Source organism: candidate division TA06 bacterium, from assembly GCA_004376575.1.
Taxonomy (GTDB): domain Bacteria; phylum Hydrothermota; class DG-26; order E44-bin18; family E44-bin18; genus E44-bin18.
Genome location: SOJN01000018.1, coordinates 1 through 25875, shown reverse-complemented (window position 1 = coordinate 25875; position 25875 = coordinate 1). Strand labels below are relative to the sequence as shown.

Here is a 25875-nt window from a genome sequence, read left to right as displayed (position 1 = left end):
AATTACTGACATTTTTGATTTGCAAAAAACCTGACATTTTCTATTTGCAATGACACTCCACTTTAGCTTCCCTTGACATCACTGGATATTCGGGATATACTGACTGGTTGCACAGGAGGAGGGTTTGCCCAAGCAGAGCATAGTAATAAAGGGTGCCAGAGAACACAACCTCAAGAATATTGATGTCGAAATTCCCCGAGACAGGTTGGTCGTAATCACCGGCCTATCAGGTTCTGGCAAATCAACTCTGGCTTTTGACACAATATACGCCGAGGGCCAGAGGAGGTATGTTGAGTCGCTTTCAGCGTATGCCAGGCAGTTCTTGGGGGTGATGCAAAAGCCGAGTATAGACTCGATAGAGGGTCTATCACCTTCCATTTCGATCCAGCAGAGGAGCGCCTCGAAGAATCCAAGGTCGACTGTGGCAACCGTCACTGAGATTTATGACTATCTTCGCCTTCTTTTTGCCAGGATTGGCATTCCCCACTGCTACAAATGCGGAAGAGAGATCTCCTCGCAGACACCTCAGCAGATTGTGGATTCTGTGATGAATTATGCTCCCGGGAAAAGGATAAGCGTGCTTGCTCCACTGATCATGGGGAGAAAAGGAGAACATAAGGACCTGATGTTGAGGGCAAGAAAAAGAGGATACATCAGAGCCAGAGTTGATGGTTGGGTTGTGGAACTGGAGACCATACCAGACCTTGAGAGACACAAGAAGCATACTATAGAACTGGTTGTGGACAGGATTGTTATGAAGGAGGGGATCAGATCGCGATTGGCCGATTCTGTGGCCACAGCGTTGAAAGAGTCAGGCGGAATTGTGGTCATTTCCGGCTCTGACGGCAAAGACCAAATCTACAGCCAAGCATTCGCATGCGTGGAGTGTGGCGTAAGCTACCAGGAACTGACTCCGAGGATGTTCTCTTTTAACAGCCCATATGGGGCCTGCACGGCTTGCCATGGCCTGGGAACGAAGATGGAGATAGACTCGGAGCAGATCATTGTAAGCGAAGAATTGAGCATACCTGAGGGCGCAGTCGGACCCTGGGGAGAACCGAGTGTGCAACTTCTGGAAAAACTTGTCTATCTGGCACGAGAGTATGACTTCGATCTCGACAGCCCATTCAGAGATCTTCCTGAAAGAGTAAAGGAAATAATCTTTTTCGGTACGGAAAACCAGAGTGATCAGACGACTGGAACGTGGGAGGAATTTCAAGGTGTCGTGCCGAGGCTTATGAGACGATATAGAACGACAGATTCTGATTGGGTAAGAAGCGAGATAGAAAAGTATATGACCGTGCAGGCCTGCCCTGCCTGTGATGGAGCCAGATTGAGAAAAGAGAGCCTTGCTGTAACTATAAAGAGAAAGAACATTCATGACGTGGTCGGGATGTCTATTAAAGAGGCTAGTCGATTCTTCTCTTCCGAGTTGAAGCTTGCTGGCAGAGAGAAGCACATTGCCGGTGAGGTAGTTAAAGAGATAAGGGAGAGGCTGTCTTTTCTGGAGAATGTAGGTCTTGACTACCTTACCCTGGAGAGAACTTCTGAGACGCTATCTGCAGGTGAGGAACAGAGGGTAAGACTGGCTACTCAGATTGGGTCCCGCCTGGTTGGGGTAACTTACATACTTGATGAGCCGAGCATTGGACTACACCAGAGAGACAATAGAAGACTCCTGGACACGCTCTGCCGGCTCAGAGATCTTGGCAACACTGTGCTGGTCGTAGAGCACGACAGACAGACGATTCTCAGGGCCGATCATATTATTGATCTGGGGCCAGGAGCGGGCGAGAATGGAGGAGAAGTTGTTGCCACTGGTCCGCCGGATAAGATAATGCGTAGTAGAAAGTCTCTTACTGGCCGCTATCTTGCCGGGAAGGCTTCCATTGCGATACCAGGAAAGAGGAGAGAACGGAACGAAAAGGTCCTGACGATTCTCGGTGCCCGGGAAAACAACTTGAAAAAGATCAACGTGGAGATTCCTCTGGGTCTTCTCGTATGCATCACCGGGGTTTCCGGCTCAGGGAAATCTACCCTGATGAACAACATCATCTACAGGGCTCTGGCGAAGTATTTCTATCATTCGCGTCATCCAGTAGGAAAGCACAAAAGCATCCAGGGCTTGGAGCAGATAGATAAGGTCGTAAACATAGATCAATCGCCGATAGGAAGAACTCCGAGGTCAAATCCTGCCACCTATACTGGAGTTTTTTCTTATATAAGAGAGCTTTATGCGAACCTTCCGCAGTCAAAGATGCGCGGGTACAAGCCCAGGAGATTCAGCTTCAACGTAAAGGGCGGTAGATGCGAAGCTTGTGAAGGGGACGGGATAATCAGAATAGAAATGCACTTTCTGCCTGATGTGCACGTGACCTGCGAGGTGTGCAAGGGGAAGCGCTATGATAGAGAAACTCTTGACATAGAGTTTAAAGGCAAGTCCATAGCTGATGTGCTCGATATGACAGTGACAGAAGCGATGCGCCATTTTGACAAGATTCCCAAGATAAAGAGAAAACTCCAGCTCCTTTACGATGTTGGGCTTGGCTATATTAGAATCGGACAGCCAGCACCGACACTCTCGGGCGGCGAGGCGCAGAGAGTGAAACTGGCCAAAGAGCTGTCAAAGATAGCAACAGGCAATACTCTGTATATTCTGGATGAACCGACCACCGGACTCCATTTTGAAGATGTCAGAATGCTTCTCACTGTCCTGGACAGACTGGTGAGCAAGGGGAACACGGTGCTCATAATCGAACACAATCTGGATGTTATTAAGTGCGCTGACTACATCATAGATCTGGGTCCTGAAGGAGGCGAAGACGGAGGCAGAGTTGTGATATGTGGGACTCCAGAGGAGGTGGCTGCGTGCAAATCCTCCTACACTGGTCAATTCTTGAGGGGGGAGCTGGGGTCTTAGCCGCCCGGAAAAAAGGGGTCGAAAAAGGCCGTAAATTTTTTGCTTGACAATGGTTAGCCTAGGTGAGATAATCTCGGTCAAATTCCGTGGAGCAGCCTGAATGCCCATATATGAGTACTTGTGTTGCGAGTGCGGAAAGAAGATGGAGTTTTTGATCTTTACAGAAAAGGACTTGAAAAGCCTCGGATGTAAGGGGTGTAGGTCCAGAAAACTCAAGAGATTATTCTCCACCTTTAGGGTGCGGGGGGATTCTTCAGGCGACTCATGTAGCAGCTGTTCCGCAGACACGTGCGAGGGTTGTGGGCGTTAGATCCCCTCGAACACGCGCTTTAAGGGCCGTGTTCGACAGAATGGCAAAAGAACGACAGAGAGGAGGCGACGATGACGAAGACGAAAGCGGATCTGGTGGAGTATGTTGCCACTTCAACCGGATTTACAAAAAGGGACACGGCAGTCATCGTAGATGCATTCTTGAACGCATTGTGTAAAGCCCTTGAAGATAACCACAGGGTGGAGATAAGGGGGCTGGGAGTATTCAAGAACAAACAGAGGAAGCCCAGAGTTGCCAGGAATCCGAAGACTGGGTCTCCAGTTCATGTACCCTCAAGGTTGGTTCCGACGTTTAAGCCGTCGAGACTCCTTAAGGCAAGGGTTGTATAGGAAGGAGATATGTAGCGGTGCCTTGCGGTAAGAAAAGAAAAAGAAAGAAGATAGCCACACACAAGAGAAAAAAAAGAAGCAAAAGTAACAGGCATAAGAAGAAGAAGAGATAGCTGTAACCACACTGCCCAAAATGGCCTGGCACCTTTTCGGTGCCAGGTTTTGCATTTCAAGTAAGCTGTCAGCTATCAGCTGAGCGAGGCAATAAACTGTAAGTTGTGAGCTGTAACATGGGCTCTCAGCCTGTTTTTCAATTTGATATGTTCACCCCGCCGTGCTAACATTGACGGATTCTGCAATTGTGTTCGGATGAAGAAGTAAGCCCAAGTCCTTAAGCATCGTTCAGAGTGGGTGGCAGGCGGAACGGCAATCTGTCATTAGGAAAGGTGTGTGGTTATGGAACTGGTTCGAGCAGAGCATAAGGATGGGATAGCAATACTGAAGTTGAACAAGGGCGTGATAAATGCGCTGGACCTGCAATTCCTTGATGAGCTGGGTGACAGTGTATGCAGAGCAAGGGACGATTCAGACGTGCACGGTGTTGTACTTACCGGTTCCAATAACAAGTTTTTTTCCATGGGCTTTGATATTCCCCAACTGCTCGGGTTTACTCGAAAGAACCTCGAGGTTTTCTATCGAACATTCAATCGAGTATGCATGGATTTGTATACCTTATCAAAACCGACGGTAGCTGCAATAACAGGGCATGCCGTAGCAGGTGGTTGTATCCTGGCTCTCTGTTGCGACTACCGCTTCATCGCCGAAGGGAAGAGACTCATGGGACTCAACGAGATCAGACTGGGACTACCTGTTCCATATCCGGGCGAATGCATCCTAAGGCAAGTTGTCGGGGAACGGTATGCCCGTGAAATCATGTATACTGGTGAGTTTTACAGGCCTGAGAAATCCTTCCGATTGGGTTTGGTGGATCGAGTGCTACCGGTTAAGAAGGTATTATCCATGTCGATCAACAAGGCCAAATCGATAGGTGTATTGTCTTACGAGGCGTTTGGAATGATTAAACACAATCGCGTGGAGGCGGTTGAAGCGCAGATTCGTAAACACCTGACCCAAAGAGAGAAGTTCTACTTGGACTGCTGGTTTTCTGAGAGGGCGCACGAGCTATTGACAGAGATGGCAAAGAAATTCTAACCTACCCTTAGCTGTTAGTCGCCAGCTATCAGCTGACAATTCGAAATTACGAAATTCCTCACAACCCATCCCATCCCCTTTGAAATTACGAAATTACCTTCCATGCATCCCCTCCGACGGCGGGGACACGCCGGGCGAACCCTGGGGACGGTGCCCTCCGAATACTCGAAGGATTTTCAACTTGACATTTGACATTTGTGCTATTCATGGGGGGTATTGCAATACGCCCCTACAGTAAGTTGAGTCGTAGATCCTGGAGTGACAACGTTTCTCCTTCTTTGGCAACGTGTCACCTGCAATTCGTAATTTGTGTACGGCAATTCCAATTGACATTAGTCTTTCGTGATGTTATCCTACGCACCGAAGGCGAAGGTTTGATACATATATGCGTTTAGCTTGCGCACTTGCAACGACAATCTTAAATCATAAATGTACAATCTTAAATGTAGATGCGCCCGTAGCTCAATTGGATAGAGCGGCGGATTCCGGTTCCGCAGGTTGAAGGTTCGAGTCCTTTCGGGCGTTGACGAAATGCCAGGTGTTCTTTGAATCCGAGAGGTGAGACGGCCCCTTCGGGGCCGCGGTTCCGTCCCGTGTATCTCGCTTCGCGAGAAACGGGATCTTCGGCCTCGCTGTGCTCGACCTCGACAGGTTGAAGGTTCGAGTCCTTTCGGGCGTGAACCTGAAACCAGGGTTCGAGAGTTCAATGTTGAACATTTGAACATTTGAACATTTGAACGGGGGTTGCGGGAGTGCGGGGATAATCTAAGATCGAGGATCTGGCAGGCGAAGAGAGTTCAATGTTGAACACTTGAACATTTGAGCACTTGAGCATTTGAACACTTGAACATTTGAACACTTGAACATTTGAGCACTTGAGCACTTGAGCATTTGAACACTTGAACATTTGAACACTTGAACATTTGAGCACTTGAACGGGGGTTGGGGTTGTGGGGTGGAGTGTATAAAGTTAGGGGATAGGGCGTGGAAGTAAAAGAGCTCCTCAATGATGTTGTGGCCAGTGGTTCCTCTGACCTGCACATAAAGGCAGGCCAACCGCCCATCTACAGGATCAACGGCAAGATCCAGAGGTCAACCTTTCCTGTTCTGACCAAGGAAGACACCAAGAGATTAGTCTACGAATTGATGTCTGAGCAGCAGAAGAGTTGGTTCAGGGATAGGCTTGAGCTGGATTTCACATATGAGTTGCCCGGAGTGGCTCGCTTCAGAACGAACGCATTTTGCCAGAGGGGGCACATAGGTGCCGCGCTGAGGGTAATACCAATCAAAATAAGATCGATTGATGAATGGGGTCTGCCAGAGATATTGAAGGACATTGCTGAGTATCACCGGGGTCTGGTGCTTGTGACCGGACCAACGGGCAGCGGCAAGAGTACCACCATAGCGGCAATGGTGGAGTATTTGAACTCTCTCTACCGAAGACACATAATTACACTGGAGGATCCGATTGAGTTCGTCTACGAGGACAATCTGTGCACCATAGAACAGAGAGGCCTTGGTGAGGATACAGACTCCTTCGCTGAGGCTTTGAGGCACGTCACAAGACAAAACCCAGATGTAGTGGTTGTCGGTGAGATGAGAGATCTTCAGACCATGCAGATGGCAATCCGGGCTTCAGAAATGGGTGCACTCGTTCTAACTACTCTGCACACAACAGATGCAGCTCAGACTGTAGATAGAATCCTGGACACTTTTCCGGCTGATCAACATCAGCAGATTAGATTGGAACTGTCCACAGCACTTCAGGCGATCATATCTCAGGCACTTCTGCGCAAACTTGATGGTTCCGGCAGAACAGCAGCATTTGAGATACTCATCTGCACTCCGGGGGTAAGAAATGTGATAAGAGAGGGGAAGGCCTATCAGATATACTCTCTTATCCAAACCGGCCAGAAGTATGGGATGCAGATGCTAGATCAAGCACTTAAGCAGATGTATATGAGTGGAGTCGTCAGTTACCGTGATGCGCTCTCTAAGTGTTCCGATCCCGAGGATTTCGAAAGATCTGTGTCTGGCGGTTGAGGTTAGTGACATGAATATAGGAGAAGTACTGGTAAAGATGTACAACAGGAAGGCCTCTGACCTGATACTGAAGGTAGATTCCCCGCCACTTCTGAGGATATGCGGACAACTTGAGCCAATGGAAATGGCACCGGTGACTGATGAAGATACCAAGAATCTTGTTAACAATCTCATGACCAAGGAGCAGCAAGAATTATTCTACCAAATCCTCGACGTGGATCTTGCAGTCAATGTACCCGATCTTGCCAGATTCAGGGTAAGCATCTTCAAGCAGAGAAGCCATCTTGGCCTGGTGTTCCGTCTCATTCCCGCGCGGATTCCGAACATGTCCGAACTGGGTCTTCCGGAGATTTGCCGGGAATTCGCGAAGAAGGAGAGAGGCCTGGTTCTGGTGACCGGTCCTGCTTGTTCAGGCAAATCATCAACAATAGCAGCTATGGTGGATTACATTAATGAGAGACAAGAGTGTCACATAATCACCGTGGAAGACCCGATAGAGTTCCTTCATACGGACAAGAAATCAATAGTGAATCAGAGGGAAGTGGGCAAAGATACCAGGTCCTTTTCCAATGCAATGAAATGTTTGTTGAGAGAGGATCCTGATGTGATTGTGATTGGCGACATGCGAGACCTGGAAGCGATTGATTTCGCCATAATTGCAGCAGAGACAGGCCATCTCGTTCTCTCCACTCTCCATACTATGGATGCGGTTCAGACTGTGGACAGAATCATAGACGTCTTCCCGCAGCATGCCCAGAGACAAATAAGGCTTCAACTTTCATCCAACCTTATCGGAGTGATCTCTCAGCTCCTTCTACCGTCAGTTGACAGGAGTAAAATGGTTCTTGCTCCAGAGATAATGGTTTGTACCGCGGCAGTAAGAGCCCTTATCAGAGAGGCGAAGACGCATCAATTAGCCAACGTTATTCAGACAAGAGCAAAAGAGGGGATGATTTCCCTGAACACTTCCTTGGCAAGACTTGTGAGAGACAATGCAATTGATAGAGAGACTGCAGTTGCAAGCTCGCCAAATTCGGAAGAACTAGAGGAGATACTGAAGGCCAAGCAATAAGAGACCGCTTATCTAAACTCCTCCCTTTATCGCTGCGCACAATCTGTCCATTGCCTTCTTCAATACTTCATCGCCGACAGTGAGTGCTACACGGAAATAGCCTTCTCCATACTTGCCCCAACCAACACCCGGCGCGACTATGACGCCCGACTTTTCCAATACGGTCCTGCAGAAGTCAATGGAGTCTGTGCCCCATGGAATTTTCGACCATACATAGAACGTCGCTTCTGGTGGATAGGGTTTCACGCCCACGTTGCTCAATCTGGATATGACCAGATCTCTTCTCCTTTTATAGATCTCTCTCAAATAATCCACAGAGTTCAGATCCTCTCTGAGAGCCTTTGCCCCTGCCATTTGTATTGGTTTGAACAGTCCAGAGTCGGTATTGGTCTTGATTACTGAGAGTGCATCTATGGCTTCTCTATTTCCTATTGCAAAGCCTATCCTCCACCCGGTCATGTTGAAAGTCTTCGATAGAGAATGAAATTCCACACAGCAGTCCAAGGCGCCATCTACCTGAAGGATCGAAGGAGGCTTGAAGTCTCCGAAATATAGCTCTGTATAGACGGCATCGTTTATCAAAAGCAGTCCATTTTCCCTGGCAAAAGCCACAGCTTTCCTGTAGAAATCGAGATGAGCGACTGCTGAAGTCGGGTTGTGTGGGTAGTTGATAGCCATCACTTTTGCCTTTTTGAGCACGTCTGTCGGGATGGCGTTCAGGTCAGGAAGGTAGTTGTTCTCTTCAAGAAGCGGGACATGATATGTCTCGCCACCTGCAAAAGACGTTCCCACCTCAAATATGGGATAACTGGGATCCATCACTATCGTCAGTTGGCCAGGGTCTATGAGGGCAAGAAACATGTGTATCAGTCCTTCTTTCACTCCCATAAGAGCATGAACTTCCCTGTCCGCATCTGTCTCGACATCGAACCTCCGCCTGTACCAGTCCGAAGCTGCCTGTCTGAACTCCTTCAGCCCTTCGTATGGAGAATAGCGGTGGTTTTCCGGCTCCTCAGCCGTGGATTTGAGCTCATCGACTATAAAATGTGGCGTAGCAACATCTGGATCTCCGACGCCGAGACTTATGACATCAACGCCCCTTGCCCGTTGCTCCTCTTCTGTCTTATCAATTTGTGCGAAAAGATACGGAGGAACCTTTTTCACTCTTTCGGACCGCATTCTCTAACTCCTCTTTTCCTCTATTCGGTGTGGAAGTATATTGGTGTATCGCTTGTGATTCAAGGGAAAACTTGCCCTTCGGGAAGTACAGAGTACGGAGGACAGAGTGCAGAGAAGAAAGTGCGAATCGCGAGGGACGAACGAAATAGGCCCAGCTGAAAAAGACCCAGACTGTCGGCAGACAGGATCGGGTATTTTTCATCCTGAGGCTGAGCCGAAGGACCTGCTGAATTCTTTCTTGACATCTGATGTGGTATATTTCGTCCTTCGTCGGCGTGAGCCGACGGAGGAGAAAGAATTACAAACTGCAGACTACAAACTGCGAACTGCCGAAGCCCAGTGGCGCGGGTTCAAGTTTACAATTTCATACTTGCCCCTCGACTCCGTCGTTCGATGAACTCATGACTCCGCTCCCTTCGACAAGCTCCTCGTGGAACGAGGCAGGCCCCGTGTATCTCACTTCGCGAGAAACGGGGGACCGTGAAACGCCCCGGGCAGGCAGAATCTCCGACAATTTCCAATTTACAATGAGTATTTGATGGGGGATTTCGGCAGTGTAATTTTTCTTGACACCTGTGTAGATAGGGGGTAGTATGCTAAATTGGCGTGGAATTTGTGTCGTAAGTTCATCCAAACTATAATGTTCTGGCTAAGGTGGTGGTGAGGGTAGAAGTACATCTGTTTCTTGATACGACAAAAAGAAAGAAGGAGGTCAGCATGTTGAGAAGGTTCTTGTCGGTGTTTGTTCCAATTGCGGTCTGTTTCGTGTGGACTGCCGCAAGTTTCGGTCTGACAAACCTTTGGACAGGTCAGGTCGAGAGAATGCCGGTGATACTGGGAGAAGGTGGTCCGGATGTTTATGGGTACACCTGGGTAGATTCTGACACTGCTATCGGTCCAACATTCTCCTGGATCGATACCACATCGGATTGGATTGAGGTGACAGGCCTTTTCGATGACAATGTCGTGGGACCTATTCCCATAGGATTTACGTTTCCATATTACTGGTATGACTCGGACCAGATTTATGTAGGTTCTAATGGATACATCTCTTTGAGCGATAGGACTCTGGAGGCTGCAGCTTTTCAGCCTCTTCCTGACCCTCAAAGGCCAAACGATATTCTTGCACCTCTCATGGACGATCTTGACTTTACCGTTGAACATCCCGACGGCCCTCCGGGCTGCTTCTACTGGACCAACGCTGCCGCGGATACTTTCGTTATCTCGTATCTTACGGTGCAATTCTGGAACAGTCCGGCAAGCAAAAACACATTTCAAATAATACTCTCCAGGCCGGACAGCACTATTACATTTCAGATTCTGGAACAGGTAGGTCCCAGCCAGAGCATTGCTAGCCGCTCGGTCGGTATTGAGGATATAACAGGGACGGTCGGTTTGAGATACCTCTTCGGATTCACGCCTCCTGAAAATGTGATTCACAGCAACCTGGCAATACTCTTCACTCCTCCTATTTCATCAACATTCCAGATCGCAGACGCGGCCCTAACCGATGTGGCCACTCCGGATAGCAGAGGGTTCATTATGCTTCCTACTGACAGTGTGGACTTGTGGGCGAAAGTGAAGAATACGGGAAACCAGGTTGCCACGTTCTTTGATGTTTACTGCTATGTTATGGATACGTTGGGAACGTACTATTTCGGAGATACAGCTACTATTTCTGCCTTAAATCCTGGCGACGTCGATTCCGTTGTGTTCACCCCGAGCTGGACACCACCTGGAGAGGCAACCTATTTTGCAAAGGCGAAGGTGGTCCTAACCGATGATTCAGTAGCTGTCAACGACTCCTCAATGGCTGAGATCCTGGTCGTAGACTATCCAGGTGAGTTGAGCTGGGTTGATGACAGTCTGGAGGCTGGATTTGCGTGGAACGGTACTGGGTCGGGTTGGGCAAACAAATACACTCCTCCAAGATATCCGTGTCTGGTTCAGTCTGTAAGTGCGGGGATTAACAGTTGTGAGAATCCTCCCAAGAACATAAAGGTGATGCTCATGGAGGACGACACACCCGATGGTTCTCCGGGATCTATTCTTGCAGAAACTACATTTGCGGTCCTGGCTGGGGGATGGTTTACATACAATCTCTGGCCGAACCAAAACTGGGTGTTCACGGATGGATCTTTCTTTGTCGGGTACATCCAGCTTGAGGCTGGGCCCACACGCGGCGATCCGTTCATCGGAATGGACTACAGCCAACCGAAGTCCAGGCACGGGTGGGAATTCACAGGCAGTTGGGCTCCGCATAGAGACAACGACAGTATGGACGTTGCCCTGAAAGCTTCCGTCGACGATGCACCCGGCCCCATACTGTTTGAGGCCTTCGCCACAGATGGTCCGACTGGAGGACCCGGGATTGATGATGATGATTATGTTAGGCTGGAGTTCAATGCTCATACGAATATCCCAACAATCGATCAGACCAACATTGACAACATCCTGCCGCTTAGCGGAGGTCACACCTGGCTTTCTGTTGATGGCTCTCTGGGTTCCGCCGTATGGAGCGCCGACTCCACTCAACTGATTGTCTATCTCACCACGAGCGGAGGAGTCCCAACTGTAGCTGTCGGTGATACGGTCTATCCTGACAGTGTCACTATTCAGGATGCGTGGGGGCTTGCGTGTAAGTCGCCGCGTGTGATAACGGGCTCCTTTGAGGTCGGAATTGAGGAGTCGCATCTCGAGAAGGCACGTTTTGTCGACATGCTCTATTTGGCCCGACCCAACCCGTTCACAGGCAATACTCGCATAGAGTACGAGATATCTTCCAGGGCTCTCACCAGGGTTCGTGTGTACGATATTACCGGCAGAGTTGTTGCCACACTGGTTGAAGAGGTGAAAGATCCTGGTAGGTACTCGGCAGTCTGGGATGGTACGTCCAGTGGCGGCAGCCGTGTCAGTTCTGGCATCTACTTCTACAGGATGGAGGCCGGATCATTTACCAGCACAAGAAAGATCACACATCTCAAATAGCGCCACGAACGCGTGTTTTGAAGGGCCTGCCCTGTGGACAGGCCCTTTTTTTGCCACTTGACAGGGCACCTATGCTCTGATATTTTGTGCTGGCTGATTATTCTATATTTCACAAAGTGGGGGGAGGAATGGCAAAAACGAGCGAGATTCACCGGGTTAAAGGCCTCAAAAATAAGCGGATACTCGAACTGGACAGGAAGTATGTTGCCCCGTGCTACACCAGGGGCCACTATACAGTATTTGAAAAAGGGAAGGGAGTTGAGGTCTGGGATGTGGAGGGGAACAAGTATCTTGATTTTGCGGCGGGAATAGGAGTCGTTGCCACGGGCCACTGTCATCCCAGGGTTGTGAAGGCCATCAGGGATCAGGCAGGAAAGCTGATACACATGTCTGGGACCGATTTCTTCTATGAGGTTCAGGCTAACCTTGCCGAGAAACTGGCCGAGATTGCCCCCGGGGGGAAGAACAAAAAGGTCTTCTTTGGCAACTCCGGCGCAGAAGCGGTGGAGGCCTGTTTGAAGCTGGCAAAATATCACACTAGAAGACACAGATTGATAGCATTTCACGGCGCGTTCCACGGGAGAACTATGGGCGCGCTCTCGCTGACGGCGAGCAAGGCCATACAGAGGTCCAGATTCGGGCCGCTCCTTCCCGGGGTTAGACACGTAAGCTATGGGTACTGCTACAGATGTGCGTTCAATCTCACCCACCCAACCTGCAACTTCGCCTGCGTCAGGTACATAGAAGATGAAGTGTTCAGGACCTCTGTCCCCGCTGAAGATGTGGCGGCCATTGTCATCGAACCAGTGCAGGGCGAGGGTGGATACGTTTTTCCCCCGGACGGCTATCACCAGAGACTGAAGGCTCTGGCCGACAAATACGACATACTCATCATTGATGATGAGGTCCAGGCCGGAATGGGAAGAACAGGCAAGATGTTTGCCATAGAACACTGGGGTGTGAAACCTGACATAGTGGCTGTGGCCAAAGGGATAGCTTCGGGTATGCCGCTGGGAGCGTGCATCGCAAGAAGCTCTTTGATGGACTGGGTCCCGGGGTCTCATGCCTCCACGTTCGGGGGCAATCCAATTTCATGCTCTGCTGCGCTGGCAACGATTGAACTCCTGGAAGGCGGCCTTGTGGATAACGCGGCCAAACAGGGGAAGTACATGCTCAAGAAGCTTCAGGAGATGATGGTCAGACACAGGTTTTTTGGAGATGTACGAGGCAAAGGATTGATGATAGGTGTGGAGATTGTCAAAGACAGGGATACAAAGGAATATGCCAAGCTGACAAGAGATACGATTATTCAGGAAGCTTTCAAAAGAGGTCTGGTAATGCTGGGTTGTGGCCCCTCAAGTTTGAGGTTTATGCCTCCTCTGGTGGTTACCAGGCGAGAGATAGACGATGCTCTCACAATTTTCGACGAGGCAGTCTCTGCGGTTGAGAAGCGAAAGGTTTGATGGAATCCTTTTCCACGAGATTCGCGACTGAGCCAGAATGGATTCAAGGATGAGCTTCGGAGTTGACACTGCTCCTTGCTCAAATACACATGGGCGGCATGTGATGGGCGTCCTTCGACTACAGAAAGGGGTCATCTACGGCCCCGTAAGATCGAGAAGACTGGGTAAGTCGCTGGGCATAAACGTACTCCCTTCTGATAAGAAGGTGTGCACCTTCGACTGCTGCTACTGTCAGTACGGGAGGACCAGAAATCCCGGAGATCTGCCAGAAAGGCTTCCGGCTGTCGAGCGGATCCTGGAGGCGGTTGAGGCTGCTCTTAAGGAGTCGCGGTCTCTGGATGCAATAACATTTTCCGGCAACGGCGAGCCGACCGTGCATCCTGACTTTCCCGCAATCGTCCGCGAGGTTCGCCACCTCAGAGACAGATTGGCACCTGGTGTGCCCATAGCGCTCCTCTCCAACTCATCACTAAGTATGGATGAGAGGATAAGGACTGCCATATCCGGCGTGGAACTGCGAATCATGAAACTTGACGTGGGGAATCAAGAGATGCTTGCGGCGCTCAACGGGCCTGGTCAGGGAATAGACCTCGAAAGAATCATTTCTGGTCTCGCCCAGATACCAGATACGATAATACAGGCCCTCTTCGTCAAAGGTAGTGTTGACAACAGGAGTGATGCCGAACTGAGGGATTGGCTTTCTGCTCTCTCTCGGATAAGGCCGATGGAGATTCAAATCTATTCTCTGGATAGGCCGGTTCCTGAAAAAGGGCTGAAAGCCGTTGACATGAAGGAACTGGAGTCGATTTGCGAACTCGTCAAGACAGAGCTCGATTTGAAGGCGAGGACTTATGGGAGATAAGGCTGTAAAGCGAAAGACGGTTTTTATCCAGCAGACGGCCTTTCTCTCCATTGTGCTCTCTTCTGTTGAGGTTTTCCACCATGAAGCGCTGGGAGTCGCTCTTGGTTTTGCCAGCGAAGACCAGTTTATCATACAATATGCGATACCTTACCAGACTGCGCGGAAAGCCCTGACCTGGGTTGCCCCCAGACCGAAAAGAGTTGCCAGGATAGAAAGGATACTTGATCACCATCCCGTCAATGTCATAGGCGACTTCCATTCTCACACCGAGCTTGGTGATTTGAAGGCCCTGTGTAGGCCAAGTGGCGAAGACATAGCAGACATGGAAGAAGGCAAAGTTCATCTCATTGTCGCGCTCAATGAAACGAACAGAAGATCCCCCTGGATACACAAGGCGGATGGGAACATAACAGGAACTCTGGAAGGCTACCACATAACAATTGGCGCCTTCTATCTTGAAAACAGGGGAAGATACAAGTTCATAAGAGCGAATATTGTTTGCCCCTCTGCAACCGGAATCAGGGAAGCCGAAAGTTGAGAGGAAAACCCGCAAGGAGTCTTGACTACATCTCACAGTAACTGATAGGGCAGACAAGGAGGGTGCGTGCGCTCCCCGCCCGAGCCATACAGGATAAAGTCGTGCGAGAAGATACGCCTCAGCGTCAGGGGGGACAGGGCCTCAGCACTGAAGAAGGCAGGCCATAACGTTTTTCTGCTTCCTTCAGAGAGCGTCTATGTTGACCTTCTCTCCGATAGTGGGACATCCGCAATGTCCTCCAGTCAGTGGGCTTCACTCATGAGCGCCGATGAATCTTTTGCCCATTCAAGAAGCTACTACTCATTTGTAGATTCTGTCCGGTCTGTGTTCGGCTTCGAGCACATCCTTCCACTTCATCAAGGAAGGATAGGTGAACACCTTTTTTTCCAGCTTATTTTGAAAAGGGGAGACCATGTTCCGAGCAATACGCATTTTGGGACGACGCGGGCGAACATAGAAGCTTTTGGCGGCATCCCTCACGACCTGCTCACTTCTACGGCATTCGATTGGAAGTCTCAAGCTCTCTTCAAAGGTAACCTGGACATAGAGGGCTTGCGCACCTTGATTGCCCGTGTGGACAAGGAGACAATTCCGGTATGCATGTTGACTATCACCAACAACACTGGCGCAGGGCAGCCGGTTTCTTTATCGAACATTCGATCGGTGAGAGAAGAATTGAATCGACGGGACATTCGCTTCTACGTTGATGCTGCGAGGTTTGCGGAGAATGCCTATCTCATAAAGAAGTATGAGAATGAATACAAAGAGAAGAGCCTTGAGGAGATCGTGAAAACCATTCTGTCCCATTTTGACGGATGTCTGGTGAGTGCGAAGAAAGACGGCCTTTCGAACACAGGAGGATTTTTCGCGACGAACAACGCTGCACTCGCAGACAGCTTCAAGGACTTGGCGATGCTGACTGAGGGATTCTACACCCAGGGCGGCTGTGCAGCTCGCGATCTTGAAGCGATGGGCCAGGGCATCAAGGAGAGCCTAGACGAAGAGTATCTCTCTTTCAGGATCGGACAGGTCGCGTATCTTGGAGAGATGCTCGCAGGCGAAGGCATACCGGTCTACAGACCCTATGGCGGTCATGCAATCTTCATCGTGGTGGGTGAGTTCCTCCCGCATCTGAAACATTCTGACTTTCCTGCCCAGGCGCTGTGCGGCGAGATCTACCTCGAAGGGGGTGTGAGAGGAGCACCCGAGAATGTGAAAGCCTGGAAAAAAGAAGAGGATCGAATGCCCGAATTTGTCAGACTTTCCATTCCCAGAAGAGTCTATAGCAATACCCACCTCGAGTATGTGGCTCAGGTCGTATCCAGTGTCTACAAGAGGAGAGAGAGCATAAAAGGGCTAAGTATGGTCAAGGAGCCGCCCAGATTGAAAGAATTCACATCCACATTTGAAAGAAGATGAAATCTCGTCCCTTCTCGGCCATCGCTCCTTACTACGATATTCTAATGGTAGATATTCAGTATGAGGAGTGGGTGGAATACATCGCTGGACTCCATCCAGATTATGCTGATAGGAGACTGCGAATTCTGGACATCGCGTGTGGGACTGGTGTGTGTGCCGTCCTTTTTGGAAAAGCTGGCCATGATGTGGTCGCCCTTGATTCTTCGGAGCAGATGCTGGAGGTGGCCAGGCAGCGATTCACAAAAGAGCAAATGGATATCGAGGTTCTCCAGGCAGACATGAGCGACTTTTCAGTCGAAGGCAAGGTCGATCTGGTAACTTGCTTGTTTGACAGTGTGAACAATCTCTTAGAGGAAGACGAACTGGAATCCTGCTTTCGATGCGTGGCCGATTCTCTCAAGGAGTCCGGGCTCTTCATATTTGACATGAACACCGAGTTCGGTCTATCAACGTTGTGGGGGGACAAAACCATTGTAAAAGAAGAAGGCCCTGTTCTATCAATCTGGCGAAACACCTGGGACCCAAGAAGGAACCTGGCCACCCTTGATCTTACGCTGTTCGTGAGTGAGAATGATATAAGCGATAGGTTCACAAGGATAGATGAGGTGCACGTGGAAAGAAGCTATTCTCTAAAGTTTGTTGCAGCCTTGTTGCGCAGAGCAGGGCTGACAGATGTCTCGATGTACAAACATCTAACGACGGAGAAGGCCACCAGGACCACTGGCAGGATGATGGTTAAAGCCGGGAAGTAGGAAATGCCTTTCATTGCGGACCTGCACATACACTCGAAGTACAGCAGAGCCACGAGCGGTAACATGGTCATACCTGAGATATCCAGGTGGGCCGAGAGGAAGGGGATAAAATTAGTTGGTGCGAGTGACTTCACACATCCTGAGTGGATGGAGCACCTGAAGAAGGAGCTCGTGCCTGCGGGAGGAGACATCTACAAACACGGCGAGACATTCTTCATTCTCAGCACAGAGCTGTCACATATCTATTCGAAGTTTGGGAGATTGAGAAAGATACATGTGGTCATATTTGTTCCAACCTTTGAGGATGCAGGCAAGGTAGCCAAGATTGCTGGCAAGTACGGGAAGATAGCCTCTGATGGGAGGCCCATACTTGGTCTGGATGCGGCAGAGATGGTTGAGGCTGTCAAGAATGCATGCCCCCGTTCATTTATCGTGCCCGCCCACATATGGACTCCATGGTTTTCTCTGTTTGGGGCAAAGTCTGGTTTTGACAGAATAGAGGATTGCTTCGGCACAATTGCAGAGGAAATCCATGCGGTAGAGACTGGTCTATCAAGTGATCCAGCCATGAACTGGAGGCTTTCGGCTCTGGACAGATTCTCTTTGATCTCAAATTCGGATGCCCATTCACCTTCCAAACTTGGCAGAGAAGCCAATGTTTTCGATTGTGACCTCGCCTTTGATGAGATTGTGGATGTGCTCACCAGGAAGGACAAAGAAAGGTTCAATTGCACCATAGAATTCTTTCCCCAGGAAGGCAAGTACCATTTTGACGGGCATAGGAAGTGCAACGTGAGGTTTTCACCATCTGAGTCGAAGGTGAATGATGACCTGTGCCCGGTCTGTGGAAAGCCACTCACAATAGGTGTGCTTCACAGGGTCGAGGATCTGGCTGATAGGGAAAAGGGGTTCGTTCCTCAAAATGCAATTCCGTACAAGAGTCTTGTTCCACTGGAGGAGGTGATAAGTGCTGCTCTTAATGTTGGCGTAGGAACTGCTACCGTCACGAGAGAATATGACAAGCTATTGAGTTCATTTAGGAACGAATTTGATATTTTGCTCAACGTTCCTGTAGAGGAGATAGCGACTAAAAGTTCAGGACGGGTGGCAGAGGGTATCGGGCGAGTAAGAGAGGGAGAGGTTGAGGCCGAACCGGGTTATGATGGGGTGTTCGGAGAAATCAAGATATTCGAAGGCGGAGAGAGGCAGACTGCGGAGCCGCAGATGAAACTCTTCTGACACGAGAAGCTCACTGGCCAACTTATGCGTACTTCTGCTCTGTCTGATGAGACTAACCGATCTTCTCAGGGGGTGTTAATGTGAAAAAGATGTGGGCGCCCTGGCGAATGGAATACATAATAAAGAGCAAAAAAGAGAAGGGTTGCTTGTTCTGCAAGAAGGCGAAAACAAAAAATGACAGGAGGAACTACCTACTTTACAGAAGCAAAAAGTCATACTGCATTCTCAACCTCTATCCATACAACAACGGACACCTTCTGATAGCGCCCTACAGGCATGTGAGAAACATCGACAGTTTGACTGATGCAGAAATATGCGACATGTTTCTGGTTGCGAAGAAGGTGGTGGCCGCACTCAAGAAGACGTTCAAGCCTGAAGGGTTCAATGTGGGGATTAACATAGGCAAAGTGGCAGGTGCTGGCGTGCTGGGACACATTCACATGCACATTGTTCCCAGATGGAAGGGAGACACAAACTTCATGCCAATACTTTCTGACACCAAACTTGTATCCCAGAGCCTGGGTGATACCTACGCTGCACTGAAGAAGCACCTGTAAAAGGGTAGCGCTCACATCTTGGGGAGGGAAACACTCACCCCAATGGAGACCTGATCTGCATTAGAAGAGATAGATATAGAGAGGTCACGTAACCTTTTGTTTTTAGGAATCCTGGTCCGCAGCGCTGCATCAAGATGTGAATAGACCCAAACCGCAATAGCGGCCCCACCAAACATGAGTCTCGCTCTGTACCAGTCGTTATATGTTTCGTAGTTTGCTTCTATCTCTTCTGATTCAACTGACCTGAGATACTCATCATGTGCTGACGCATAATTCATGTGTGAGTAAATGGTTGCTGTCAGAAGAAGAACCTCACAGGCAGCGATTGCGTAACCAGTTTTCTTTTCGCCCTTGTATATCTGCCCAAGTCCGGGGAAGAGGGCCGACCAGAGTGCAGCCTTTCTATTGTCAAAGGCGCTGATTTTACCACTCCCCAGCAATCTCATTTTTTCTTTCACACTCTCAAATACTGAGAGTATCTTGGGTGAAGTGAAGACAGGATTGAGTTCAAAGTCTGGGTTCAACACAAGAATCCTCTCAAACTCTCTTTCCGCGTCATAGTTGAGGTGCAGAGCTACATACGAGAAGGCCATCAGAGTTCTAACCTCCACTTCGCTCCCTGACTCAAGAGGTGTGAGTGAGAGGACCTCCTTTCCCAGCGAGACCACCTTCTCGTAATGGGCCAGCTCGTATTCTTTTCGAACATCCTCCATACTTAATAAGCCACAGGCTGCTCGGGGTAGGCTCAGAATAATCATCAGGCTCACGATGGACAAGTTCCGAGTGTGAATGATCATCCCCCTGTTTTCAGTTTGACGAGCCTCTCTAGAGTCTTCCTCGGCTCGATATATAGAGTTTCTACGTGAGATTGAAACTCCGGATTTATCAGTGAGAGTTGATGGTGGCCGGTGACGAGAACAATCGATTCTGAAATGGGTGTTGTTCCAAACTTGACACCATCTATGTATACGTCAGCCCACGGACTGGCTGCTATCCTCAAGTAGCCAACCTTGTCATCAAGGTTGATCAGTACATCCGCTGCGCTGTCTGCGAGGACCAGCAGAGACTCTGTGAAGGCGGGATAATCGGGATTTTCAAAGCTAACAACATGCATCCCTTCCTGGAGTCTTATCGCTTTTCCTATAGGTGTCGTATCCAGATATTTCCCATCTATGTAAACCTTTGCCCAAGGTGTAATCCTGAATCTGATGAGACCATACCCTTTCTTTTTGCTGAGAAGATCAAGGGAAAAGGAGGCTCTCCTTCCTGCTTCGATGTTCAATGATGCGCCCGTGGAATCGAATCCAGGTTTATACAGTATTATGTGATGATTACCGGGAAGCAGTCCTCCAATGACACAGGGCGTAGTACTGGTGATCCATTTGTCGTCCAGCTTGATCTTTGCATTCCTCGGCCGTGAGTCTATGAACAAGGAGCCTTTGTCCGCGAGAACAGTATCCGGCATCGCATCTTCCGCAACCTTCCCGCGATCCATCGGAACCGATTGGGTCTGTCGGAATAAGTTCTTCGGGCCGATTATGAGAAGAGCGCCGAAAAGCACTGCGGCAAGAACGGCAAGGCTTATTGTTCTGAAAGGCCTTCTTCGTTTGAAGGTGGGCTCAAAAGGTTTGACATCTGAAACAGAAGGTTCGCTTGTGAAGCTGGCAATTTCCGACCTTGAAAGGCTGGCTCCGGTTACCGAAGCCCATTGCTCGATTTTGCTTATTATGTCCCTGCAGTCGTCGAACCTTTTGGCCCTGTCTCTCTGGAGCATCTTTGCAAGAATACTCTCCACCTGAGGGGATACTGAGGGGTCTATTGTTCTTATTGGCTTGACTTCCTCAGTCAATACTTTTGTCAAGGAACCGGAGTAGGTGGGAGCAGCATAGACTGCCACTCCTGTTATCATCTCGTGCAGGGTCAACCCCAGAGAAAATATGTCAGTTTTCCCGTCCAGTTGCAGGGCCTGCGCCTGTTCCGGAGACATATATGCCGGGGTTCCAACAATTGTACCCTCAAGGGTTATGGAAGGCATCCCCTTTGCGGACGCCAGACCAAAGTCGCTTATCTTCACATCCCCTTCGAACGACACCATTATGTTTGCAGGCTTTATGTCTCTATGGATTATTCCCTTCGAATGGGCATAGGAAAGCCCCTTGCATATCTGCCGGGTTATCTCCATTGCCACAGTCGTCGGGAGCTTGCCTGCCTTCTTCAGCAACCTGGCCAGGCTCACACCCTCCACCCACTCCGTCGCAATAAAGTAGGAATTCTCCCATTTTCCATAGTCAAAAATGGAAATGATGTTCTCATCTCTTAGAGAGGCGCACGCTTTGGCTTCCCGCTCAAAGCGGCCAACAAGCTGCTGATCCGCGGATAGGTGCGGGTGAAGTATTTTGATGAGAACCTGTCTTTCCAGGCTCTTCTGAAATCCCCTGTAGGCTGCGGCAACACTTCCCACATTGATCTTCTCCAGGAGGTCGTACAACTCAGGTGGGTTGGACATCTAGCCGCCCTTGTCTTTCCAATTCTTCAGTTTGTACTGGAGTGTTCTTACTGAAATATCCAGAGCCTTTGCGGCCCTTGTCCTGTTGCCATCGTAATTGCGAAGGGTGTTGAGAATGAGCCTTTTCTCGAAATCCTTTATGGTCCCACCGGGTTCCAGTCCAGCATCCAATTCCAGTATCAAATCGCGAGGCAAGATCGTATTCCCCTCGCACAGGATAACAGCTCTTTCTATCGTATTCTCAAGTTCCCGCACATTTCCTGGCCAGCTGTGCCCTCTTAATTTCTCCATTGCGCTTTCATCGGTCTTCTTAATCTTCTTGCCGCATTTTCTCGAGTATTTTTCAAGGAAGTGTTGTGCCAGAAGTGCGATATCCTCTCCTCTTTCCCGCAGGGGAGGGAGGGCTATAGATATTACCTTGAGCCGATAGTAGAGGTCCTCTCTGAATCGACCCTCCGCCACTTCTTTTCTAAGGTTCTTGTTCGTTGCTGATATTATTCTCACGTCCACTTTGCGGGAGGTATTCTCTCCAAGCCTTCTCACCTCACCTTCCTGAAGAGCTCTGAGAAGTTTGGCCTGCATGGAAGGGGATATGTCCCCGATCTCGTCCAGGAAGAAAGTTCCACCACTTGCAGCCTCAAAGAGGCCTTTCTTGTTAGAGTTTGCTCCGGTAAAGGCACCCTTCGCGTGTCCAAACAGTTCGCTCTCCAGGAGAGTCTCGGGAATCGCGCTGCACTGCTGAGCAACAAAAGGTTTTGCCTTTCTGGGGCCATTGTAATGTATGGCCCTTGCAACCAGTTCCTTACCCGTCCCGCTTTCACCCTCGATAAGCACCGAGGAAGATATGGGTATCACTTTCTTCATGATTTCATAGAGAGCCTGCATCTCCTGACTCTTCCCAACCATGTTTTCAAATCCAGAGACCTGTGCCATTTCCCGTTTCAGCAGCAGATTTTCGTTCGCGACAGACTCATGGACCCTTGCATTGTCGAGTGCGATAGCTGCTTGATTGGCGAAGGCACTGAGGAACTGGATTGTCCTGTCGGTGAAGATGCTTTTCGCACTTCTGGAATCGACATAGATGGCGCCTATGATCCTGTTTCTGAGCTTTAGGGGCACACAAGCGGCTGAGGTGATGTTCTGCAGAATTACCGAATCGGAAGAATCAAACCTTGGATCCTCTTTTGCGTCGTGTGTGAGTACCGGCTCACCTGAGGTGATGGCCTGCTGGACTATCGAACTGGAGATGGCAGGAGTCGTCTCGTCTCCACTCATGTTCCTTTTGACCTTTGCCTCCAGATTGCGTGACCCAGGTTCTCTCAGAATGATAAAGCCTCTTTCTGCACCGATGTTACTCACTGCTATATCCATGATCTTTTCGAGGAGTGGCTGTGTCCTCAGGATAGAGTTTATTACAGAGGAGATCTCAAGCAGAGCTTCAAGGTGGTTGGCATCTTGCTTCATACTCAGTCCTCCACCTGAAAACTTGCTTCTTCTGATTTACTCCAATTCCCGAACGCATCGAACGCCGTCAGAGTCCAGTAATGGGCACCCTGGTCGAGAGAATCCGGAACCTGCATGTTGTTGGTTGATGGCGGAATAGAATCTACTGACCAAACGAGCCAGTGAGGTTGCGTTCTATACAGCCTTATGCTGAGTGTGATATCGTACGGAACATAGAAATCCCATTCCAGAATCGGTCTTGGGCCTACTTTTTCACCGTTCTTGGGAGACACTATGAAGGGCAGAGGGTCTATTATACGCATCAGCCTGGTCGTCGCCTGTCCAGTCCCGCCTTGCCTGTCAGTTACCGTGAATCCTATCTCCACGCCAATCAGGTTGTGAAGGGACCTTCCAGGCAGGCTGTCCGCCATAATGGTGTGGGTGAAGCATCCCTGGTCGTGGTCGAACTGCATTGACCTTTCATAGTTGATGTCCTCAATGACCACATGGACACTCTCTACATCAGGGCTCCCATCACCGTCGTTCGGGACAGCAGTCAGATAGGCAAAGTGGATATCGAGTGGCCAGACTGGTTCATGTGCAGAGACGGCTTTCACCGACTGAAAATATGGTTGCGCGTTCAGTTCAAAATCAGCCAACGCCACCTGACCTATAGCAACCTGCACCTGTTGTGAGTCAGGGGCATAGGATGAAGCCTCTGCATGCACTACGTGAATCCCTCTCTTGAGACCCTGTACTGTGTAGCGGCCAGAAGAATCGGTGAGCGCGCTCACATTTTCTGGCATCACAGTTATCCGCGTATCTGGAATCGGGAAGTGTGCCCTATCCGTCACCCTGCCAGCGATGGCAGTGTAGTGCGCGGAGAGCGGATCGAGCGGATTGTCCCTCTCTGCGTTCATGGCGCAGCCGCACAAAAACCACATGCTCAAGCAGATCAGAAGTGTTCTTTTCAAGATTCCGCCCCTTCGTATACTACTACGCAATATTTGCGCTGTCAAAGCCAAAATCACACGGGGGACAGCCCCCCAATTTTACAATTTTGCCCAGGCCGATCACAAGCTCCTACCCCGAGAGCCCCGTCAAACGGGACAGGGCTCGTGAGACGAGCGGCCGTAAGACGCCCCAGTCGGGCAGGCCCCGTGTATCTCGCTTCGCAAGAAACGGGGCAGGCATGGACTTTTGACTCAATATGGAGAAATACCGAAGGACCTCTCAGTATTCGGAGGGTAATGCCAGGCACGAGGGAAGGCACTATCAGGTCAAGCACAACCGGCCCACCAACAGAGGGTGAGCCGGGGTGAGAGAGTGTGTCAATCTCTATCTTGCTATCAGCAGCTTTCTTACTGCGACATTGGAACCGAGAGAGAGCCTGACAAAGTAGATCCCAGAAGGGAGTCTTTCCCCGTCTCCACGCCGCCCGTCCCACTGCAGACTGTACCGGCCAGCGGGTTGGTCTCGCTCAGCGACCAGGGATGCCATCCTCCCTGACGAGTCATACACCTTGATAGATACAGTCCCCGGCTTGTCCAGTTGGTAGAAAAGGCAAGTATGTCCCATTGTAGGATTCGGCGCTGGCTCGTCAAGCGTGAACGTGCAGGGAAGACCATCGTGCACGGTCCCGGGAGCAAGGGTGTAGCAATCGCTCTGCCAGACGTTGCATATTCCAACAGGACCAGATCCAAGGCCACCCACAACCACCCTTGTCTTGCCATACAGCACTGACTTGTCTTCGTTCCACACATAGACCCAGTAGACACCAGGGGGAACATTGCTGATGGAAAGACTCAAATCCAGACAGCACATACAGTAGCATGGCCCCTTCGGGAATGTTTCGGTTTCCACAATGTCTATGAAGGTATCACCGATCTCAAATTCGAAGTCGATCACCGCACAGCAGTTGTAGAAGGCGCCGTCGTGGAAAACCTTCACTGTATCATCAATTACTTTTGCATAAATGGTGTCAGTGCATGGCTCATTTGAGTAAACCGCACCCGCTGAAACACACACTATCAAACTTATCACGAATATTAGGCGCATCCATATCACCCCCTTCGGCCAGAAACCATAGCAATAGTTGTGCCAACCGACACTCTTTTCTGAAGTACATGTAAAATCAGAGGTTACAGCTTTGAATTACACTCCTTTCCGATGACAAGTGCGAAAACTATTCAGCAGGTGCGCATTTTTTTCCGCCTCTCGGGTCAGACAAGTCCGGGGATAGGCATTTCGACGTTACTCCCCTCGACTACGCTCGGGACAGGCAGCACAGGCTCCGTGAAGTGCTCGGGAGGCCGTGAAACGGCCGGCTGTCGAACGGCCCGGGCGGGCAGGCCCCGTGTATCTCGCTTCGCGAGAAACGGGGCAGGCCGAGGCCCTACTTGACATTGTGTTGCATAGGTCATAGAATCTGTGTGGGATGAATGACCCAGATGATGACGATCGTCTCGAGTGGACCTCCTTTCTAGCCGCGGAGAACAAACCAAGAACGTTGCTTGTGAGTCTATTCCTGATGGCTCTCTTTGTTGTTATCTATGTGTCGTTCGGGAGCCTTTGGTTCATTGTCTCCATGCTGCTGCTCGGTGGGTCAGTCGCTCCCTACTTTGCCCCCACAAGATATAAGATGACAGAAGAGGGGGTGGAGGCCTTCCAGTTTTTCCACACGACGAGAAAGACGTGGGAGAATTTCAGAAGCTACTATGAAGATAAGAGGGGAGTGCTCCTCAGCCCGTTTGACAGACCCTCGAGACTAGAGAATTACCGCGGCCTGTATCTGAGATTCGGTGATAAAAGAGATGAAGTGATGGAATACGTGAGGCAAAGGTTTAAGATTCAAGAGACTGGCAACTAGCTGTACGCTATACGAACAACCAAGCTGTCAGACCTCAGCTATCAATAGCGAAGGATACTCTCGCCCTCGAACGTACCAAATGGAACAGAAACAGTGTCATTGCGAGCGAACGGAGTGAGCGGAGCAGTCTGGCACAAGTGGATCCTTCGGCTGCGCCTCCCCGTGGAACGGCATAGGTGTTAAGTTAAGGTAGAGATCTGTTGCGATGTTTGG

General features: G+C 49.8%; 21 protein-coding genes and 1 tRNA gene. 16 read left to right on the top strand and 6 right to left on the bottom strand.

What is annotated here, in order from left to right:
* Positions 1–124: 124 nt before the first annotated feature.
* From uvrA to E3J62_01215, 7 genes are all read left to right on the top strand, one after another.
* Entirely contained in the window at positions 125–2920 is a 2796-nt protein-coding gene (uvrA, locus tag E3J62_01245) for an excinuclease ABC subunit UvrA (protein TET47528.1), read from the top strand.
* A 100-nt stretch (positions 2921–3020) separates the two neighbouring features.
* Positions 3021–3230 (top strand): zinc ribbon domain-containing protein, encoded by a 210-nt coding sequence (locus E3J62_01240; GenBank protein TET47527.1) that lies wholly within the window; start codon positions 3021–3023, stop codon positions 3228–3230.
* A gap of 71 nt (positions 3231–3301) precedes the next feature.
* The gene (locus E3J62_01235) at positions 3302–3580 is read left to right on the top strand and encodes an integration host factor subunit beta (GenBank protein TET47526.1); all 279 of its coding nucleotides are present in this window, start codon (positions 3302–3304) and stop codon (positions 3578–3580) included.
* A gap of 396 nt (positions 3581–3976) precedes the next feature.
* A complete protein-coding gene (locus E3J62_01230) occupies positions 3977–4732 on the top strand; it encodes an enoyl-CoA hydratase/isomerase family protein (protein TET47525.1) in 756 nt (251 codons plus the stop codon).
* A gap of 451 nt (positions 4733–5183) precedes the next feature.
* A tRNA-Arg gene (locus tag E3J62_01225) sits at positions 5184–5257 on the top strand.
* Between the two features lie 459 nt (positions 5258–5716).
* On the top strand, positions 5717–6775 hold the full coding sequence (locus E3J62_01220; protein ID TET47524.1) for a type IV pilus twitching motility protein PilT: 1059 nt from the start codon (positions 5717–5719) through the stop codon (positions 6773–6775).
* A gap of 10 nt (positions 6776–6785) precedes the next feature.
* On the top strand, positions 6786–7847 hold the full coding sequence (locus tag E3J62_01215; GenBank protein TET47523.1) for a type IV pilus twitching motility protein PilT: 1062 nt from the start codon (positions 6786–6788) through the stop codon (positions 7845–7847).
* Between the two features lie 12 nt (positions 7848–7859).
* Here E3J62_01215 and E3J62_01210 read toward each other — a convergent pair whose 3' ends face one another.
* Positions 7860–9026, bottom strand: a complete 1167-nt coding sequence (locus E3J62_01210) for an aminotransferase class I/II-fold pyridoxal phosphate-dependent enzyme (protein ID TET47522.1) — start codon at positions 9024–9026, stop codon at positions 7860–7862.
* A gap of 660 nt (positions 9027–9686) precedes the next feature.
* Between E3J62_01210 and E3J62_01205 the strand changes: the two genes are divergently transcribed.
* The 8 genes from E3J62_01205 to E3J62_01170 all read left to right on the top strand — a co-directional run bounded on the left by E3J62_01205 (position 9687) and on the right by E3J62_01170 (position 18844).
* Entirely contained in the window at positions 9687–12014 is a 2328-nt protein-coding gene (locus tag E3J62_01205; GenBank protein TET47521.1) for a T9SS type A sorting domain-containing protein, read from the top strand.
* Positions 12015–12142: 128 nt separating this feature from the next.
* Complete coding sequence (locus E3J62_01200; GenBank protein ID TET47520.1) at positions 12143–13477, top strand: acetyl ornithine aminotransferase family protein; 1335 nt, start codon at positions 12143–12145, stop codon at positions 13475–13477.
* Between the two features lie 37 nt (positions 13478–13514).
* Positions 13515–14339 carry a radical SAM protein gene (locus E3J62_01195; GenBank protein TET47519.1) on the top strand — a complete coding sequence of 275 codons (825 nt, stop codon included), beginning with the start codon at positions 13515–13517 and terminating at the stop codon, positions 14337–14339.
* Positions 14329–14877, top strand: coding sequence for a hypothetical protein (locus E3J62_01190; GenBank protein ID TET47518.1), 549 nt, complete (start codon positions 14329–14331; stop codon positions 14875–14877). The genes E3J62_01195 and E3J62_01190 overlap by 11 nt, the downstream gene beginning before the upstream one ends.
* Before the next feature lie 66 nt (positions 14878–14943).
* Positions 14944–16296 (top strand): tryptophanase, encoded by a 1353-nt coding sequence (locus E3J62_01185; GenBank protein ID TET47517.1) that lies wholly within the window; start codon positions 14944–14946, stop codon positions 16294–16296.
* Complete coding sequence (locus tag E3J62_01180; GenBank protein ID TET47516.1) at positions 16293–17048, top strand: class I SAM-dependent methyltransferase; 756 nt, start codon at positions 16293–16295, stop codon at positions 17046–17048. The genes E3J62_01185 and E3J62_01180 overlap by 4 nt, the downstream gene beginning before the upstream one ends.
* A gap of 3 nt (positions 17049–17051) precedes the next feature.
* A complete protein-coding gene (locus tag E3J62_01175) occupies positions 17052–18287 on the top strand; it encodes a DNA helicase UvrD (protein ID TET47515.1) in 1236 nt (411 codons plus the stop codon).
* An 80-nt stretch (positions 18288–18367) separates the two neighbouring features.
* Positions 18368–18844: an HIT domain-containing protein gene (locus E3J62_01170; GenBank protein TET47514.1), complete on the top strand. Its 477-nt coding sequence runs from the start codon at positions 18368–18370 to the stop codon at positions 18842–18844.
* 11 nt (positions 18845–18855) lie between these two features.
* Here E3J62_01170 and E3J62_01165 read toward each other — a convergent pair whose 3' ends face one another.
* From E3J62_01165 to E3J62_01145, 5 genes are all read right to left on the bottom strand, one after another.
* The gene (locus tag E3J62_01165) at positions 18856–19641 is read right to left on the bottom strand and encodes a hypothetical protein (GenBank protein TET47513.1); all 786 of its coding nucleotides are present in this window, start codon (positions 19639–19641) and stop codon (positions 18856–18858) included.
* Positions 19638–21350: a serine/threonine protein kinase gene (locus E3J62_01160; GenBank protein TET47512.1), complete on the bottom strand. Its 1713-nt coding sequence runs from the start codon at positions 21348–21350 to the stop codon at positions 19638–19640. Before E3J62_01160 ends, E3J62_01165 begins: the two co-directional genes overlap by 4 nt.
* Positions 21351–22814: a GAF domain-containing protein gene (locus tag E3J62_01155; GenBank protein TET47511.1), complete on the bottom strand. Its 1464-nt coding sequence runs from the start codon at positions 22812–22814 to the stop codon at positions 21351–21353.
* 2 nt (positions 22815–22816) lie between these two features.
* Positions 22817–23767: a carboxypeptidase regulatory-like domain-containing protein gene (locus tag E3J62_01150; protein TET47510.1), complete on the bottom strand. Its 951-nt coding sequence runs from the start codon at positions 23765–23767 to the stop codon at positions 22817–22819.
* 364 nt (positions 23768–24131) lie between these two features.
* On the bottom strand, positions 24132–24851 hold the full coding sequence (locus E3J62_01145) for a T9SS type A sorting domain-containing protein (protein ID TET47509.1): 720 nt from the start codon (positions 24849–24851) through the stop codon (positions 24132–24134).
* 379 nt (positions 24852–25230) lie between these two features.
* On the opposite strand from E3J62_01145, the gene E3J62_01140 reads away from it, so the two are divergent.
* Positions 25231–25662 (top strand): hypothetical protein, encoded by a 432-nt coding sequence (locus E3J62_01140; GenBank protein TET47508.1) that lies wholly within the window; start codon positions 25231–25233, stop codon positions 25660–25662.
* Positions 25663–25875 lie beyond the last annotated feature (213 nt).

Coding starts and splice junctions, on each gene's coding strand:
- E3J62_01240 (TET47527.1), top strand. CDS start 3,021: ATGCCCATATATGAGTACTTGTGTTGCGAGTGCGGAAAGAAGATGGAG.
- E3J62_01235 (TET47526.1), top strand. CDS start 3,302: ATGACGAAGACGAAAGCGGATCTGGTGGAGTATGTTGCCACTTCAACC.
- E3J62_01230 (TET47525.1), top strand. CDS start 3,977: ATGGAACTGGTTCGAGCAGAGCATAAGGATGGGATAGCAATACTGAAG.
- E3J62_01215 (TET47523.1), top strand. CDS start 6,786: ATGAATATAGGAGAAGTACTGGTAAAGATGTACAACAGGAAGGCCTCT.
- E3J62_01210 (TET47522.1), bottom strand. CDS start 9,026: ATGCGGTCCGAAAGAGTGAAAAAGGTTCCTCCGTATCTTTTCGCACAA.
- E3J62_01200 (TET47520.1), top strand. CDS start 12,143: ATGGCAAAAACGAGCGAGATTCACCGGGTTAAAGGCCTCAAAAATAAG.
- E3J62_01195 (TET47519.1), top strand. CDS start 13,515: ATGGATTCAAGGATGAGCTTCGGAGTTGACACTGCTCCTTGCTCAAAT.
- E3J62_01190 (TET47518.1), top strand. CDS start 14,329: ATGGGAGATAAGGCTGTAAAGCGAAAGACGGTTTTTATCCAGCAGACG.
- E3J62_01180 (TET47516.1), top strand. CDS start 16,293: ATGAAATCTCGTCCCTTCTCGGCCATCGCTCCTTACTACGATATTCTA.
- E3J62_01175 (TET47515.1), top strand. CDS start 17,052: ATGCCTTTCATTGCGGACCTGCACATACACTCGAAGTACAGCAGAGCC.
- E3J62_01165 (TET47513.1), bottom strand. CDS start 19,641: ATGATCATTCACACTCGGAACTTGTCCATCGTGAGCCTGATGATTATT.
- E3J62_01160 (TET47512.1), bottom strand. CDS start 21,350: ATGTCCAACCCACCTGAGTTGTACGACCTCCTGGAGAAGATCAATGTG.
- E3J62_01155 (TET47511.1), bottom strand. CDS start 22,814: ATGAAGCAAGATGCCAACCACCTTGAAGCTCTGCTTGAGATCTCCTCT.
- E3J62_01145 (TET47509.1), bottom strand. CDS start 24,851: ATGCGCCTAATATTCGTGATAAGTTTGATAGTGTGTGTTTCAGCGGGT.
- E3J62_01140 (TET47508.1), top strand. CDS start 25,231: ATGAATGACCCAGATGATGACGATCGTCTCGAGTGGACCTCCTTTCTA.